Source organism: Xanthobacter lutulentifluminis, from assembly GCF_043194675.2.
Lineage (GTDB): Bacteria > Pseudomonadota > Alphaproteobacteria > Rhizobiales > Xanthobacteraceae > Xanthobacter.
Genome location: NZ_CM195525.1, coordinates 885,473 through 899,704 on the forward strand (window position 1 = coordinate 885,473; position 14,232 = coordinate 899,704).

The window sequence follows — 14,232 nt, forward strand, 5'->3', positions numbered from 1 at the left end:
CCGGCGGTGCTGCCGCCCGCGCTCGATCCGGCCTCGGAGCCCCGCGCGCTCCAGCCCCACGCGGTGCGCCTTGCCGGCGTGCGCCGGGTGTTCAACGGCCGCCCGGTGCTGGACGGCATCGATCTCGACGTGCGGCGTGGCGAGTTCGTCTCCCTGCTCGGCCCGTCCGGCACCGGCAAGACCACGCTGCTGCGCATCCTCGCCGGCCTCGACACCGCCGATGGCGGGCGCGTGGAGGTGGCGAGCGCGCGCTCTGTGGTGTTCCAGGAGCCGCGCCTCGTGCTCGCCAAGCGGGTCTGGCAGAACGTGGTTCTCGGCCATTCCCAGACCGCCGCCAGCCGCCGCCTCGCGGCCGCCGCGCTGGAGGAGGTGGGCCTCGGCCGCCATGCGGACGCCTGGCCCAAGACCCTCTCCGGCGGCGAGGCGCAGCGGGTGGCGCTGGCCCGGGCGCTGGCCCGCGAACCGCAGCTCCTGCTGCTGGACGAGCCGTTCGCCGCGCTCGACGCGCTCACGCGCATCCGCATGCATGCGCTGGTGGCCCAGCTCTGGCGCCGGCACCTGCCCGCCGTGGTGCTGGTGACCCATGACGTGGACGAGGCGGTGCTCATGTCGGACCGCGTCATCGTCCTCTCCGGCGGGAACGTGACGTTCGACACCCGCGTCGACCTGCCCCGCCCGCGCCAGCGCGGCGATGCCGGCTTCACCGCCCTGCGCGCCCGGCTGCTGGCCGAGCTCGGCGTCGCCGCGCCCGACGCCGCCGGCCACGCCTGACCCCTTCCCCGAACATCCGGAGCCACCATGACCGCCCGTCCGAAGACCACCCGCCGCCGTGTGCTCGCCGCCGCGGCCGCCCTCGCCGCGGCCGCCCTCGCCGGTCCCGCCGCCGCGCAGGAGCGGGTCAAGCTGCTCATCGGCTACCAGGACCTCACGGTGCCCTCGACCGTCACCGCCTCCAAGGTGCTGGAAGGCGCGCCCTATGACGTGGAATGGGTGATCCTGCCCGGCCCGGCGGCGCAGCTGTCCGCGCTCTATTCCAAGAACATCGATGTCGGGCACATGGGCGACACCTCGCTCATCATCGAGCAGGGCAAGGCGAAGGAGGAATGGCCGGCCGACAATCCGCCGCTCCAGATCATCGCCGGCTGGCGCGCCACCGACGCCAAGTATCCCCCCATCGTCACCGTGGTGCGGACCGACGCGAAGATCGACACCCTCGCCGACCTGCGCGGCAAGAAGTGGGCCTACAATTTCGGCGGCTTCAACTACCTGCAGTACGTGCTCACCGGCCTCAAGGCGGGGCTGACGCCGAAGGACTACGAGCCGGTGCAGCTGGGCGACCAGAACGCCACCGCCGCCGCCTTCAACTCCGGGCGGGTCGAGGCCTATTCCGGCTCCATCGCGCCGGTGGGCGAGTCCATCGAGAAGGGCGTCGCCCGGGTGCTGGTGAACAGCGACCAGCTGGACATTCCCGCGCTCAACGTCTTCACCGCGCGCGGCGAGGTGCTGAAAGACCCGAGGAAGCGCGCGGCGCTCGCCGACTTCCTCTCCCGCGTGCGCACCCACTGGACTTGGTACGCCGACAATCTCGACACGGTGGAGAAGCTCTACGAGGAGAAGGTGAAGCAGACGCCGGCCCGCGCCAAGCTGACCACGCTCTACCAGAAGGCCACGTTCCGCCCCCTCGACGACGCGCTTGTGCAGCGGGAGCAGAAGATCGCCGACGTGCTGTTCGAGGCCGGCGCCATTCCCCGCAAGATCGACGTGAACGTCGAGTTCTACCGCGGCTTCAACGCCGCCACCGTCGGCAACAACTGACGCGCCGGACGAGGAAGCAGAACGATGACACACAGCCTCACCCCCCTCGGCCGCCGCGCCACGCGCCGTACCGTCCTCACCCTCGCGGCGGCGATCGCGACGGCGCTCGCGGGCCTGTCCGCCCCGTCCGCCCGCGCGGCCGAGCCCAGCCTGAAAGTGGGCTATCAGGACACCACCCTGCCGGCGCTCGCCCAGGCCTCCGGCGTGTTCGACGATGCGCCCTATCAGCTGGAATGGGTGGTGCTGCCCGGGCCGGCGGCGCAGCTCTCGGCGGCCTATTCGAAGGCCATCGACCTCGCCCATCTCGGTGACACCTCGTTGATCGTCGAGCAGGCGAAGGCGCCGGAGGCCTGGACGAAGCAGCCGCCGCTGCAGATCATCGTCGGCTGGCGCAATCTCGACGCGCGCTATCCCCGCATCGTCACCGCCGTGCGCACCCGCACCGGCGCCACCACGCCGCAGCAGCTGAAGGGCCTCAAATGGGGCTTCAACTTCGGCGGTCTGAACTATGCGCAATACCTGCTGGCCCGCAAGAAGGCTGGCCTGTCCAGCGCCGACATCGAGCCGGTGCAGTTCGGCGACGGCAACGCCGCCGCCACCGCCTTCAACGCCGACCATGTGGACGTCTATTCCGGCATCGGCGCGCTGGTGGCGGAGGCGGTGGAGAAGGGACAGGCGCGCATCGTCCTCACCAGCGATGACCTGGACGTGCCGGGCCTCGGCGTGTTCGCGGCGCGGGGCGATGCCATCGCCGATCCCGCCCGTCGCGCCGTGCTGGCCGATTTCGCGGCCCGCCTCGGCCGTTACTTCGACTGGTACGCCAACAACCTGGACACGGTGGAGCGGATCTACATCGACAAGGTGAAGCAGAGCGCCACCCGGGCCCGCTACTATGTGGAATTCGGCAAGGCGCGGCTTCGGCCCATCGACGCCGACCTGATCGCCCGCGAGCAGCGCATCGCCGACGCGCTGCTGGAAGCCGGCGCCATCCCCCGCGCGGTGGACGTGACGCCGGAGTTCAACACCACCTTCAACGCCGCCGTGAACTGAGCGCCCCGCGCCGCGGCCAGCCACGAGCCTTGTCATGAACGTGCCGTTCAAGCCCTCCGCCTCCGCAGCCTCGACAGGCCCGGAGGCGGGCGTCACCGCAGCCGTGGTCGCAGCCACCCGCGCGATCTCCTACGACGACCTGCCGTCCGGCGTCGTCGCCGCCACCAAGCGGGTGCTGCTCGACACCCTCGCGGTGGCCTGGGCGGCGGGGGAGGCGGCGGGCGTGAACGCGGCACGGGCCCTGGCCCTGCGCGGCGCCCCCGGCCATGCCACCCTGTGGGGCCACCGCGGCACCCGGCGCGAGCCCTCGGCCGCCGCCTTCTTCAACGGCACGCTGGCGGCGGCGCTCGACTTCGACAGCCTCGCCGGCCAGATCCACGCCGACATCATCACCGCGCCCGCCGCCCTCGCGGTGGCGGAGCAGCAACGCCGCAACGGACGCGAGCTGATCGCGGCGCTGGCGCTGGGCAACGAGCTGGCCATCCGGCTCGCCGGCGCCATGTTCACCAACAAGGGCTTCTTCCACACCTCCATCGCCGGCATCTTCGGCGCGGCGCTGGCCTCGGCGCGGCTGCGGGGGCTCGATGCCGGGCGCACCCACAATGCCCTGGGCATCGCCCTGTGCCAGGCCGGCGGCACCCAGCAGAGCCATGTGGAGCAGCGCCTCACCAAGCGCCTGCAATCGGCCTTCGCCGCGCGCGACGGGGTCATCTCCGCCGATCTCGCCGCCCTCGGCGTCACCGGGCCGCGCGCCGCCTTCGAAGGCCCGTTCGCCCTGTTCGCCTTGTTCGAGGAGGGCACGGCGGACACGGTGCTCGCCGATTTCGGCCGGCGCTTCCTTTTGGAGGAGACCAGCCTCAAGCGCTTTCCCGCCTGCGGCTGCAGCCATGCGGCGCTGCAGGCGACGCTTGATCTCGTCCGGCGCCACGGCATCGGCGCCGACGACGTGAAGCGGGGCGAGATCGTCATCACGCCCTACATGCACCGCCTCGTTGGCGGAGCCTTCGCGCCGGAGGCCAACCCGCAGGTGGCGGGCCAGTTCAACGTCCGCTACGGCGTCGCCGCCATCCTGCTGCGGGGCGGCTTCGGGCTCGCGGACATCGAGCCGGAAGCAGTGCTCGACCCCGCCATCCGCCCGCTGGTGGAGCGGCTCGACGTGCGCGTGGACGGGAGCCGCGAGGGCACGTTCGCCCCCGCCGACGTCACCATCGAGACCCATGACGGACGCAGCCTCCACACCCGCTTCGATGCGCTGCCCGGCAGCCGTGAGGCGCCGCTGGCGGAGGAGGAGGCCTATGCCAAGCTCATCGCCGCCTTCACCTACGGCCCGAGCGCCCTCACCGAGGCCCAGGCGGAAGCGCTGATCCAGCGCGTCCACCGGCTGGAAGGCGTGGACGACATCGCCACCCTCTTCGACGCGGTGCGCTGAACACGCACCTGCCCCCTCTCCCACCGAGGCCACCATGGCACATGATTTCAAGGACCGCGTGATCTGGATCACCGGCGCCGGCGGCGCCCTCGGCCGGGCCAGCGCGGAAACGCTGGCGGCGCAGGGCGCGACCGTCATCGCTTCAGGGCGGCGGGCGGAGACGCTGCCCTCCGGCGAGCGCATCATCCCGCTTGCCGTGGACATCACCGATGCCGCCGCGGTCGAGGCGGCCGCGGCGGAGATCGCACACCGCTTCGGCCGGCTGGACGGGGTGGTGACCTCCACCAACCTGCCCATCTTCGGCGGCTTCCTGCAGCTGAACGATGCAGACTGGCTGAAGGTGATCGACGCCAAGCTGCTCGGCACCGTGCGGGTGGTGCGGGCGGCACTGCCGCATCTCATCGCCGCCGGAAAGGGCAGCGTGGTGGTGCTGAGCGGGCGCGGCGGCATCGAGCCCTCGCCCCAGCATCTGCCGGGCTCCAGCGTGAATGCGGCGCTGATCCTTCTGGTGCGCGGCCTCGGCACGGTCTACGGGCCGCAGGGGGTGCGGGTGAATGCCGTCTCGCCCGGCCCCATCAAATCGCCCCGGCTCGACGCGCTGAACGCCGCCGGCACCGGCGCGCCGCCCGACACCGCGCTTCCCGGCCCCGGGCTTCCCACCGACGTGGCCGACGCGGTGGCGTTCCTGCTCTCGGACGAGGCGCGATACATCACCGGCGCCAATCTGTTCGTGGACGGCGGCGGCCGCGCCCTCGCCTGACCCGATCCGAACAAGCGGAAGGCCGCCGGATGTCCCTCCGGCGGCCTTCGTGCGTCAGGGATAGACCTTGAAGGCGATGGTGTCATCGCGCCCGATCTGGTCGATCAGCGCGATTTCCCAGTCGAGATAGCGGCGGAAGGCGGCGTGGCGGTCGCCGCCCTCCTGATAGGGCGAGCGCCACACGTCGTCGGCGACGTGAAGCAGAGCGGTCTCGCCGGTCTCGATCGGCAGGCCGGCGGCGCGCCATGCGGCCGTGCCGCCCTCCAGCACCGAGACCTGACGCCCCGCGCCCGCGAGATCCGCCGCCGCCAGCGCGGCGAGGCGCCCATCCGCGGAGGTGACCACCAGCGGGCGCTGCGGCAGGCTGTCCAGTCCCTCCGGCAGGCGCGCGCGGACCGCGAACCGGGCGCCGGGAATGTGGCCGGCGGCATAGGCAAGGCTGGTGTCCAGATCGAGCACCACGGCGGCCTCGCGGGCGAGCAGGCGCTCCAGGCCGGCCACTGTCGTCACCGCCACGGTGGGCGCGCGGCCCAGCACCGTGGTGCGCTCCGGCCCGCGCTCCAGATCCGCCGCTCCGGGATCGATGGCGTGGACATGGACCTCCCCCACGCCGAGCTGGATCAGCCACGAGGCGGTGATGGCTGCGCGCACGCCGTCGGCATCGTCCACCAGCACGATGCGGGCGTTGCGCGTGCCTACCCAGCGGTCGGTCGCCTGCACCAGCTGGCCGCCTTCCGCCCACACCGCGCCGGGCAGGTGCCCGGCCTCGAACTCGGCCCGGGTGCGCACATCCAGCACGTACAGGGTGCGTGCGCCACGCTCGGCCTCGAACCGGGCGAGGCCCGCGGCGTCCAGCGCGCGGATGCCGAAGCGCTGCGCCAGCCGCGAGACCGTGGCCCGCGCCTTCTCCAGCCCCTTCGCGCCCGGCGCCGGCGCGGGCCTGAGATCGCCCTGCGCCAGATCGTAGCCCTCGAACAGCCATGCCATGGTGCCGTTCTCCAGCGCCACGACCGGGTTGGGAATCCCTGCGTTGATGAGCGCCTGCGCGCCGATGATCGAGCGCGTGCGCCCGGCGCAATTGACCACCACCAGCGTCGCGTCGGACGCGACGAGATCATGGACGCGCAGCGGCAGCTCGGCGTTCGGCACGGCATGGGCGCCGGGAATGTGGAAGGTCTCGAACTCCTGGAACGTGCGCCCGTCGAGCACCACCAGGTCCTCGCCCCGGTCGAGGCGCGCCTTGACCTCCCGCGCGGGGAGCCGGGGCGTGCCATAGGCATGCTCCACGAACTCGCCGAAGGCCTTCGACAGCACGTTGGCGCCGGTGTAGACGACCCCGCCCGCGGCCGCCCAGGCCGCCACGCCCCCCTCCAGCACCGAGACGTCGGTATAGCCCAGCTCCGCCAGCCGCCGGGCGGCGCGGAACGCGCGGTCGCCGTCACCGGCATCGGTCACCACCACCGGCGCGCCGAAGCGCGGCAGGAGCGCGGCGGCACGCAGCTCGATCTGCCCCAGCGGCAGAGGGACCGACTGGAGGATATGCCCGTCGCGCGAGCGCACGCCCTCCTCGCGCACGTCGATGAGCGCCAGCTCGCCGGGCGCGGCGAGACGGGCGCGCAGGGCGCCGGCATCCAGCGTCGGAACCTCGGCGGCGGGGACGCCTGCGCCAGGCTGGAGCGCGAGGGTCGTGGTCATGCGGAATCCTCCCGGGAAATAACGGGGGCATGGTCGCAATATTTTATATAATTTCAATAGAATTTATTGACTAAATAGGAACCGGCTGGTTTCCTCGGCCCGAAACAGCTTCGGGAGGCAGGACATGAGCAACGGCGCGCGACCGTTCACGGCCATCATCATCGGCGGCGGCTTTTCCGGGGTCACCGCCGCCATCAAGCTGCTGGATGCCGCCGGCGGGCGCCCGCTGCGCCTGCGCATCGTCGAGCCGCGCGCCGAGCTGGGACAGGGACTGGCCTTCTCCACGTCCGATCCGGCCCACTACCTGAACGGCCCCGCCCGCCTGTTCGGCCTGCATCCGGACCGGCCGGACCATCTCGTGGACTGGGTGGCGGCGCGCGAGGAGGCGGCGGGCATTCCCCTGCCGCCATCCGGCCGCCTCGCCGACAGCTTCGTGCCGCGCGCCCTCTATGCCGCCTATGTGCGCGCCGAGCTGGCGCGGGCGCAGGGGGAGGCGGGCATCGGCAGCTCCGTCGAGCACGTGCGCGCCGAGGCGGTCGATCTGCGGGAGGGGCCGGACGGCGTCGGCGTCACCCTCTCGGACGGCAGGCTGCTGCGCGCCGACATCGCCCTGCTCGCCACCGGCTTCTCCGGCAACCGGCCCGGCTTCGCGGTGGACGAGCCGGCGCTGCGGGGCGAGCGCTACGTGGCCGATCCCTGGAGCCTCGGCGCACGGCCGGTGCCGCGCGACGGCACGGTGCTGTTCGTCGGCGGCGGGCTGACCATGCTGGATGCGCTGGTGTCGCTCGAGCGCCGGGGCTTTTCGGGCAGCTATGTGAGCGTGTCGCGCCACGGCCTGCTCATCCACGAACGCCGCGAGCCGCCGCCGGCCGCCGACTTCCTCGCCGGCGACCTGCCCGCGACCGCGCGGGACCTGCTCGTGCGCGTGCGGCAGGCGCTGGCGCGGATCGCGGCCGAGGGCGGCGACTGGCAGGCGGTGGTGCCGGTCATCCGCGCCCGCCTCGCCGAGCTGTGGGCCGGCGCGTCGCCGGCGGAGCGCGCCCGCTTCAACCGCCACCTGCGCCGCTATTGGGAGCTGGCGCTGCACCGGGCGCCCGGCCCCTCCAACGTCGTGTTCACCGAGGTGCGCGCACAGGGCCGCCTCGCCGCCCGGCCGGGGCGGATCGTCGGCATCTCCGACGATGGCGCCTCCGCCGTCGTCCGCCTGCGCCCGCGTGGCGGCGGGCCGGAGGAAGAGGTGCGGGTCGATCTCGTGGTGAACTGCACCGGGGCTGAATATGCGTGGCCGCGCATCACGGACCGCCCGCTCGTCACCGCCCTTCTGGGCCGCGGCACGGTGCGCCCCGGCGGCCTCGGCTATGGCATCGACGTGGACGCCGACGCCGCGGTGATCGGCGCCGACGGTGTCGCCTCCGCCCGCGTGTTCGGCATCGGACCGATCCTGCGCGGCACGCGCTGGGAATCCACCACCATCGCCGAGATCGTGGCGCAGGCGGGCGCCTTCGGCCAGCTCATCGCCGCCCGGCACCTCACCCCGGTGCAGGCGCCCGCCGCCGCGCATGCCAGCGCCGCCTGAGCCGGAGGCCATCCATGACCCAGATCGCCAGCGGGCCCGATGCCCCGCGCAAGGAAATCCGCCTCAACGCCTTCGCCATGGCCTCGCCGGTGCATCACTCGCCCGGCCTGTGGCGGCACCCGGAGGACCGCTCGCTCGACTACACGCGCCTGAGCTACTGGACCGACCTTGCCCGCACGCTGGAAGCAGGCGGCTTCGACGCCCTGTTCATCGCCGACAGCATGGCCTCCAACGATGTCTACGGCGGCTCCTATCATGCGGCGCTGAAGGTGGGCGCGCAGATCCCCAAGCTCGATCCCATCGTCGCGGTCTCGGCCATGGCGCGGGTGAGCGAGCATCTCGGCTTCGGCATCACCAGCAACGCCCTCTACGAGCCGCCCTACCCGTTCGCCCGGCGCATGTCGACCCTCGACCATCTCACGAACGGCCGCATCGGCTGGAACATCGTCACCGGCCACACCACCTCCGGCTCGCGGGCGGTGGGCGAGAAGGCGCTCACCCCGCACGACACCCGCTATGACATCGCCGACGAATATCTCGACGCGGTCTATGCGCTGTGGGAAGGCAGCTGGGACGACGACGCGGCGGTGCGCGACCGGGCGGCGCTGACCTTCGCCGATCCTGCCAAGGTGCGCCGCGTCACCCATCGCGGCCAGCATTTCCAGGTGGATGCGATCCACCTGTCCGAGCCGTCGGCCCAGCGCACGCCGGTGCTGTTCCAGGCAGGGGCCTCCACCCGGGGCCGCGCCTTCGCCGCGCGCCACGCGGAATGCATCTTCGTCAGCGGCCCCACCGCCGCCGTCATCGCCCCGGTGGTGGCCGACACCCGCCGCCGCGCCGCCGCACTGGGGCGGGACCCGCGGGAGATCCTGTTCTTCTCCATGGCCACCACCATCGTCGGCGCGACCGAAGACGAGGCCCGCGCCAAGCTGGAGAGCTACCGGCGCTACATCAACCCGGAGGCGGCGCTGATCCTGTTCTCCGGCTGGACCGGAATCGACTTCTCCACGTACGACCTCGACGCCCCCATCCGCTTCGACGACCGCACGCAGGGCCTGGTCTCGGCGCTGGAGGCCTTCTCCATCGCCGATCCCGGCCGGGTGTGGACGGTGCGCGAGCTCGCCGAGCACAATGCCATCGGCGGGCGCGGACCGGTGTTCGTCGGCTCGGCCGCGCAGGTGGCGGACCAGATCGAGGCGTGGGTGGACGCCACCGACGTGGACGGGCTCAACCTCAGCTATGCGGTGACCCCTGGCGGCTATGCGGATTTCGGCGCCTTCGTCGTGCCGGAGCTGCGGCGGCGCGGCCGCTTCAAGCAGGCCTACGCCCCCGGCACCCTGCGCGAGAAGCTCTACGGCCCCGGCCGCAGCCGGCTGCCGCAGAGCCATCCCGCAGCGGCCTTCCGTCCCGACGCCGCCGGCGCTGACCGCCGCGCCGCCGTCTGAGCCCCTCAGCCGGCAGGAGCCGCATCATGTCTTCCAGCGATGGCCTCGAGGCCGTGACCCTGCTGTTCGGCGCGCTTCCCCTCGGCGCCCCGCCTGCCCCGTCTCCGGCGCCGGTCGGGCCGCGCCTGCGCCCCCTGCTGGCGCGGCTCACCGCCGCCCTCCCCTTCCGTCTCCGGCGCCCGGCGTGGCGCGCGAAAGGCTCCGCATGACCCGCCAGATCCGCCTCAACGGCTTCACCGGCTTCAGCCCGGTGCATCTTTCGCCCGGGCTGTGGGCCCACCCGCGCAGCCGCGGCGCGGCCTACAACAGCCTCGACTACTGGGTCGAGCTGGCGAAGACGCTGGAGCGGGGCAAGTTCGATGCCCTGTTCATCGCCGACGGCATCGGCGTGCACGACGTGTATGGCGGCTCGGCCGAGGCCACCATCCGCTCCGGCGCGCAGTTCCCCAAGCTCGACCCGCTGATGCTGGTCTCGGCGCTGGCCCACGAGACGCGGCAGCTGGGCTTCGGCATCACCGCCTCCACCAGCCACGAGCTGCCGGCAGTGCTGGCGCGGCGCTTTTCCACGCTCGATCATTTCACGGACGGCCGCATCGGCTGGAACATCGTCACCGGCTATTCCGACAGCGGCGCCCGCGCCGTGGGGCGCGAGAAGGTGATCGGCCACGATGACCGCTATGATCGCGCCGATGAGTTCCTGGAGGTCGCCTACCGGCTGTGGGAGGGCTCGTGGGAGGACGGCGCGGTGGTGCGCGACCGGGCCTCCGGCACCTTCGCCGATCCGACGAAGGTGCACCCGGTGCGGCACCAGGGCGCCCATTTCGACGTCGACACCATCCACCTCACCGAGCCCTCGCCCCAGCGCACGCCCTTCCTGTTCCAGGCGGGTGCCTCGCCGCGCGGACGCGCGTTTGCCGCACGCCATGCGGAAGCGGTGTTCGTGGGCGGACCGACCAAGGCGAGCATCGCCCCCGGCATCGCCGACATCCGCGCGCGCGCCATCGCGCTCGGGCGCGATCCGCGTGACATCGCCGTGTTCACCCTCGCCACCGCCATCGTGGCGCCGACCCGCGCGGAAGCCGAGGCGCGGCTCGCCGAATATCGCCGCCATACCGATCCCGACGGCGTGCTGGCCCTGTTCTCCGGCTGGACCGGCATCGACTTCTCGGGCTTCGACCTCGATGCGCCGCTGACCCGCGGCGAGATCCGCGACAATGCCGTGCAGTCGGTGATCGACAGCTTCACCAGCGCCGATCCGGGACGGACCTGGACCCTGCGGGAGATCGTCACCCACAACGGGATCGGCGGGCGCGGCCCGCTGTTCGTCGGCAGCGCGTCCGACGTCGCCGACGAGCTGCAGGCGTGGGTGGAGGAGGCCGACGTGGACGGCTTCAACCTCTCCCACGCCTTCGTGCCGGAGACGTTCGTCGACGTGGTGGACCTGCTGGTGCCCGAATTGCAGCGCCGCGGCGTCTACAAGCAGGATTACGCGCCGGGAACGCTGCGCGCCAAGTTCTCCGGCACCGACCAGCTGAAGCCGACCCACGCGGGCGCGCGGTTCCGCCATCCCGATGCCGCAGCGGCCTGAGGGAGCCATGCCCCGGCCGCCGGCCGGGGCATGATGTCAGGCGCCAGCGCCGGCGAGGTGACAGGCCACCTGTTGGCCCGGCGCCAGCGTCCGCAATGCTGGCGCCTCCTGCGCGCAGCGGGCGGTGGCAAGGGGGCAGCGGGTGTGGAAGGCGCAGCCCGGGGGCGGCGCATAGGGGCTCGGCAGATCGCCGGCGAGGGTAGCGCCACGGCGCGGGCCCCCCTCGATCTGCGGCACCGCGTCCAGCAGCGCGCGGGTGTAGGGATGGGCCGGGGCGCGAAACAGCGTCTCCCGGTCGGCCAGCTCCACGATGCGGCCGAGATACATCACCGCCACCCGGTCGCTCACATATTCCACCACCGACAGATCGTGGCTGATGAACAGGAAGGCGACGCCCAGCGTCTGCTGCAGGTCGGCGAGCAGGTTCAGGATCTGCGCCTGCACCGACACGTCGAGGGCCGAGACCGGCTCGTCCAGCACCACCACCTCGGGCTCCAGCGCGAGCGCGCGGGCGATGCCGATGCGCTGGCGCTGGCCGCCGGAGAACTGGTGCGGGGTGCGCTCGGCCGCGTCCTGCGGCAGGCCCACCTTGCGCAGCAGGTCGGCGACGCGCGCTCGCCGCTCCGCCCGCGTGCCGATGCCATGGATGTGCAGCGGCTCGGCGATGAGCTCGCCCACGGTCCAGCGCGGATCGAGCGAGGCGAAGGGGTCCTGGAACACCATCTGCGCCTTGCGCCGCGCGGTCCGCAGGCGGTGGCGCGGGACGTGGGTGATGTCGGTGCCGGCGAGGTGGATGCGGCCGGATGCGGGCTCCACGAGGCGCACGATGGCACGCCCGAGGGTGGACTTGCCGCAGCCGCTCTCCCCCACGAGGCCCAGCGTCTCGCCCGGCGCCAGCGCGAGCGACACGCCGCTCACCGCCTGCACGGTGCCGCGCGCGGTGGCGAAGCGGACGGTGAGGTCGTCCACCGCCAGCACGGGTTCAGGCGTCAACGGCGTCACGCGGGTGTTCTGGAACATGGATGTCTCCGGTGCGCAGGCACGCCACCGCGCCGTCGCCTTGAGGCACGAGGGGCGGCACCGCCACGCGGCAGGCCGGCTCCGCCAGCGCGCACCGGGGCGCGAAGGCGCAGCCGGCCGGCATGGCGGCAAGGCTCGGCACGGTGCCGGGGATTTCGGCGAGCCGCGCCCGGCCGGCGCGCTCGGCCCCGAGGCGCGGGCGGGCGGCGATCAGGCCGCGGGTGTAGGGATGGAGCGGGCGGGCGAACAGCTCCGCCGTGGGGCGCTCCTCCACCTTGCGGCCGGCATACATCACCAGCACCCGGTCGGCGTGCTGCGCCACCACGCCGAGGTCGTGGGTGATGAGCACCACTGCGGTGCCGTTCTCCCGCTTCAGCTCGTCGATGAGGTCGAGGATCTGCGCCTGGATGGTGACATCGAGGGCGGTGGTGGGCTCGTCCGCCACCAGCACGGCGGGCGAGAGCGCCAGCGCCATGGCGATCATCACCCGTTGGCGCATGCCGCCGGACAGCCGGTGCGGAAAGTCGTCGAAGCGGCGCGGGGCATCGGGAATGCGCACCCGCTCCAGCAGCGCCAGCGCCCGCGCGCGGGCGGCCCGGCGGCTGACGTTCTCGTGCTCCAGAATGGCCTCCATCACCTGCTCGCCCACGGTGAGCACGGGGTTGAGGGCGGTCATGGGCTCCTGGAAGATCATGGCGATGCGCGCGCCGCGCAGGCGCCTGAGCTCGGCTTCCGGCAAAGCGGAGATGTCCCGCCCCTCCAGCCGGACGCTGCCGCCGTCCACCCTGCCCGAAGTGGGCAGGAGGCCCAGCAGCGACAGGGCGGTGATGGACTTGCCGCAGCCGCTCTCCCCCACCAGCGCCAGCGTCTCGCCCCGGTCGACGGAGAAGGACAGGTCGCGCACCGCCTGCCGCCGCGCGCGGCCGTTGACGAAGGCGATGGAGAGGTGATCGACGCGCAGGACAGGATCGCTCATCGCCGGGCCTCCCGCGGGTTCAGCGCATCGTTGAGGCCGTCGCCCAGCAGGTTCAGCGCCAGCACCGCCGCGACGATGGCGAGGCCCGGGATCGTGGCCACGTACCAGTCGGTGCGCAGCACCTCGCGCCCCGCGCCGACCATGCCGCCCCAGCTCACCACGTTGGGATCGCCGAGGCCGAGGAAGGCGAGGGAGGATTCGGTGAGGATGGCGCTCGCCACCAGGATCGATGCGGACACGATCACCGGCGCCAGCGTGTTGGGCAGGATGTGGAGCACCACGATCCGCAGGTCCGAGGCGCCGAGCGCGATCGACGCCGCCACCAGTTCGCCGTGGCGCATCTTCAGCACCTCCGCCCGCACGAGCCGCGCCAGCGACGGCCAGGCGGTGATGCCGATGGCCACCGTGATGGTCGCGATGGACGGCTGCAGGATCGCCACGATGGCGAGGGCGAACAGGAAGGGCGGGATGGTCTGGAACAGCTCGGTGATGCGCATCGCCGCCGCGTCGAGCCGGCCGCCGTAATAGCCGGAGAGAGCCCCGGCCGTGACGCCGATGACCAGCGACACCGCTGTCGCCACCGCGCCGATGAGCAGCGACACCCGCGCCCCGTGGAAGATGCCGGAAGCGATGTCGCGCCCCAGCATGTCGGTGCCGAGGGGATAGGCCGCGTCCTGCCCCGGCCAGAGGAAGGGCTGGGCCACCATGTCGAGCGGATCATCCGGATAGATCAGGTCCGCCGATCCCGCCATGGCGATGATGGCCGCCAGCAGCACGAGGCCGAGCACGGCGGAGGGACGGCGCGCGAGCCGCCGCAGCAGAGTGTCGCGCGGAATCGCGGGGGCCGCAGGCGCGGCCGTGATGTCGAGAAGGGCCAT

At 72.6% G+C, this 14,232-nt stretch carries 13 protein-coding genes; 9 read left to right on the top strand and 4 right to left on the bottom strand.

The window, feature by feature from the left end; translation table 11 throughout:
• Positions 1-9 precede the first annotated feature (9 nt).
• Genes V5F49_RS04020 through V5F49_RS04040 form a run of 5 tightly spaced genes read left to right on the top strand, consistent with a single transcriptional unit; the run spans position 10 to position 5,054 of the window.
• Positions 10-771 (top strand): ABC transporter ATP-binding protein, encoded by a 762-nt coding sequence (locus V5F49_RS04020; RefSeq protein ID WP_394114885.1) that lies wholly within the window; start codon positions 10-12, stop codon positions 769-771.
• A gap of 27 nt (positions 772-798) precedes the next feature.
• On the top strand, positions 799-1,815 hold the full coding sequence (locus tag V5F49_RS04025) for a PhnD/SsuA/transferrin family substrate-binding protein (protein WP_394114468.1): 1,017 nt from the start codon (positions 799-801) through the stop codon (positions 1,813-1,815).
• A gap of 24 nt (positions 1,816-1,839) precedes the next feature.
• On the top strand, positions 1,840-2,865 hold the full coding sequence (locus tag V5F49_RS04030; protein ID WP_394114467.1) for an ABC transporter substrate-binding protein: 1,026 nt from the start codon (positions 1,840-1,842) through the stop codon (positions 2,863-2,865).
• A gap of 34 nt (positions 2,866-2,899) precedes the next feature.
• Positions 2,900-4,294, top strand: a complete 1,395-nt coding sequence (locus tag V5F49_RS04035) for an MmgE/PrpD family protein (protein WP_394114466.1) — start codon at positions 2,900-2,902, stop codon at positions 4,292-4,294.
• A gap of 34 nt (positions 4,295-4,328) precedes the next feature.
• Positions 4,329-5,054, top strand: a complete 726-nt coding sequence (locus V5F49_RS04040) for an SDR family NAD(P)-dependent oxidoreductase (RefSeq protein ID WP_394114465.1) — start codon at positions 4,329-4,331, stop codon at positions 5,052-5,054.
• Positions 5,055-5,108: 54 nt separating this feature from the next.
• Here the strand turns inward: V5F49_RS04040 and V5F49_RS04045 are convergent, their stop codons facing one another.
• Positions 5,109-6,749 (bottom strand): rhodanese-like domain-containing protein, encoded by a 1,641-nt coding sequence (locus tag V5F49_RS04045; RefSeq protein WP_394114464.1) that lies wholly within the window; start codon positions 6,747-6,749, stop codon positions 5,109-5,111.
• 124 nt (positions 6,750-6,873) lie between these two features.
• On the opposite strand from V5F49_RS04045, the gene V5F49_RS04050 reads away from it, so the two are divergent.
• Genes V5F49_RS04050 through V5F49_RS04065 form a run of 4 tightly spaced genes read left to right on the top strand, consistent with a single transcriptional unit; the run spans position 6,874 to position 11,358 of the window.
• Entirely contained in the window at positions 6,874-8,325 is a 1,452-nt protein-coding gene (locus V5F49_RS04050; RefSeq protein ID WP_394114463.1) for an FAD/NAD(P)-binding protein, read from the top strand.
• A gap of 14 nt (positions 8,326-8,339) precedes the next feature.
• Positions 8,340-9,770, top strand: a complete 1,431-nt coding sequence (locus V5F49_RS04055) for an LLM class flavin-dependent oxidoreductase (RefSeq protein ID WP_394114462.1) — start codon at positions 8,340-8,342, stop codon at positions 9,768-9,770.
• Between the two features lie 26 nt (positions 9,771-9,796).
• Positions 9,797-9,979, top strand: coding sequence for a hypothetical protein (locus V5F49_RS04060; protein WP_394114461.1), 183 nt, complete (start codon positions 9,797-9,799; stop codon positions 9,977-9,979).
• On the top strand, positions 9,976-11,358 hold the full coding sequence (locus V5F49_RS04065; RefSeq protein WP_394114460.1) for an LLM class flavin-dependent oxidoreductase: 1,383 nt from the start codon (positions 9,976-9,978) through the stop codon (positions 11,356-11,358). The genes V5F49_RS04060 and V5F49_RS04065 overlap by 4 nt, the downstream gene beginning before the upstream one ends.
• 36 nt (positions 11,359-11,394) lie before the next feature.
• On the opposite strand, the gene V5F49_RS04070 is transcribed toward V5F49_RS04065, so the two are convergent.
• Genes V5F49_RS04070 through V5F49_RS04080 form a run of 3 tightly spaced genes read right to left on the bottom strand, consistent with a single transcriptional unit; the run spans position 11,395 to position 14,232 of the window.
• A complete protein-coding gene (locus tag V5F49_RS04070) occupies positions 11,395-12,378 on the bottom strand; it encodes an ABC transporter ATP-binding protein (RefSeq protein ID WP_394114459.1) in 984 nt (327 codons plus the stop codon).
• Positions 12,341-13,354 carry an ABC transporter ATP-binding protein gene (locus V5F49_RS04075; RefSeq protein WP_394114458.1) on the bottom strand — a complete coding sequence of 338 codons (1,014 nt, stop codon included), beginning with the start codon at positions 13,352-13,354 and terminating at the stop codon, positions 12,341-12,343. Before V5F49_RS04075 ends, V5F49_RS04070 begins: the two co-directional genes overlap by 38 nt.
• Positions 13,351-14,232: an ABC transporter permease gene (locus V5F49_RS04080; protein WP_394114457.1), complete on the bottom strand. Its 882-nt coding sequence runs from the start codon at positions 14,230-14,232 to the stop codon at positions 13,351-13,353. Before V5F49_RS04080 ends, V5F49_RS04075 begins: the two co-directional genes overlap by 4 nt.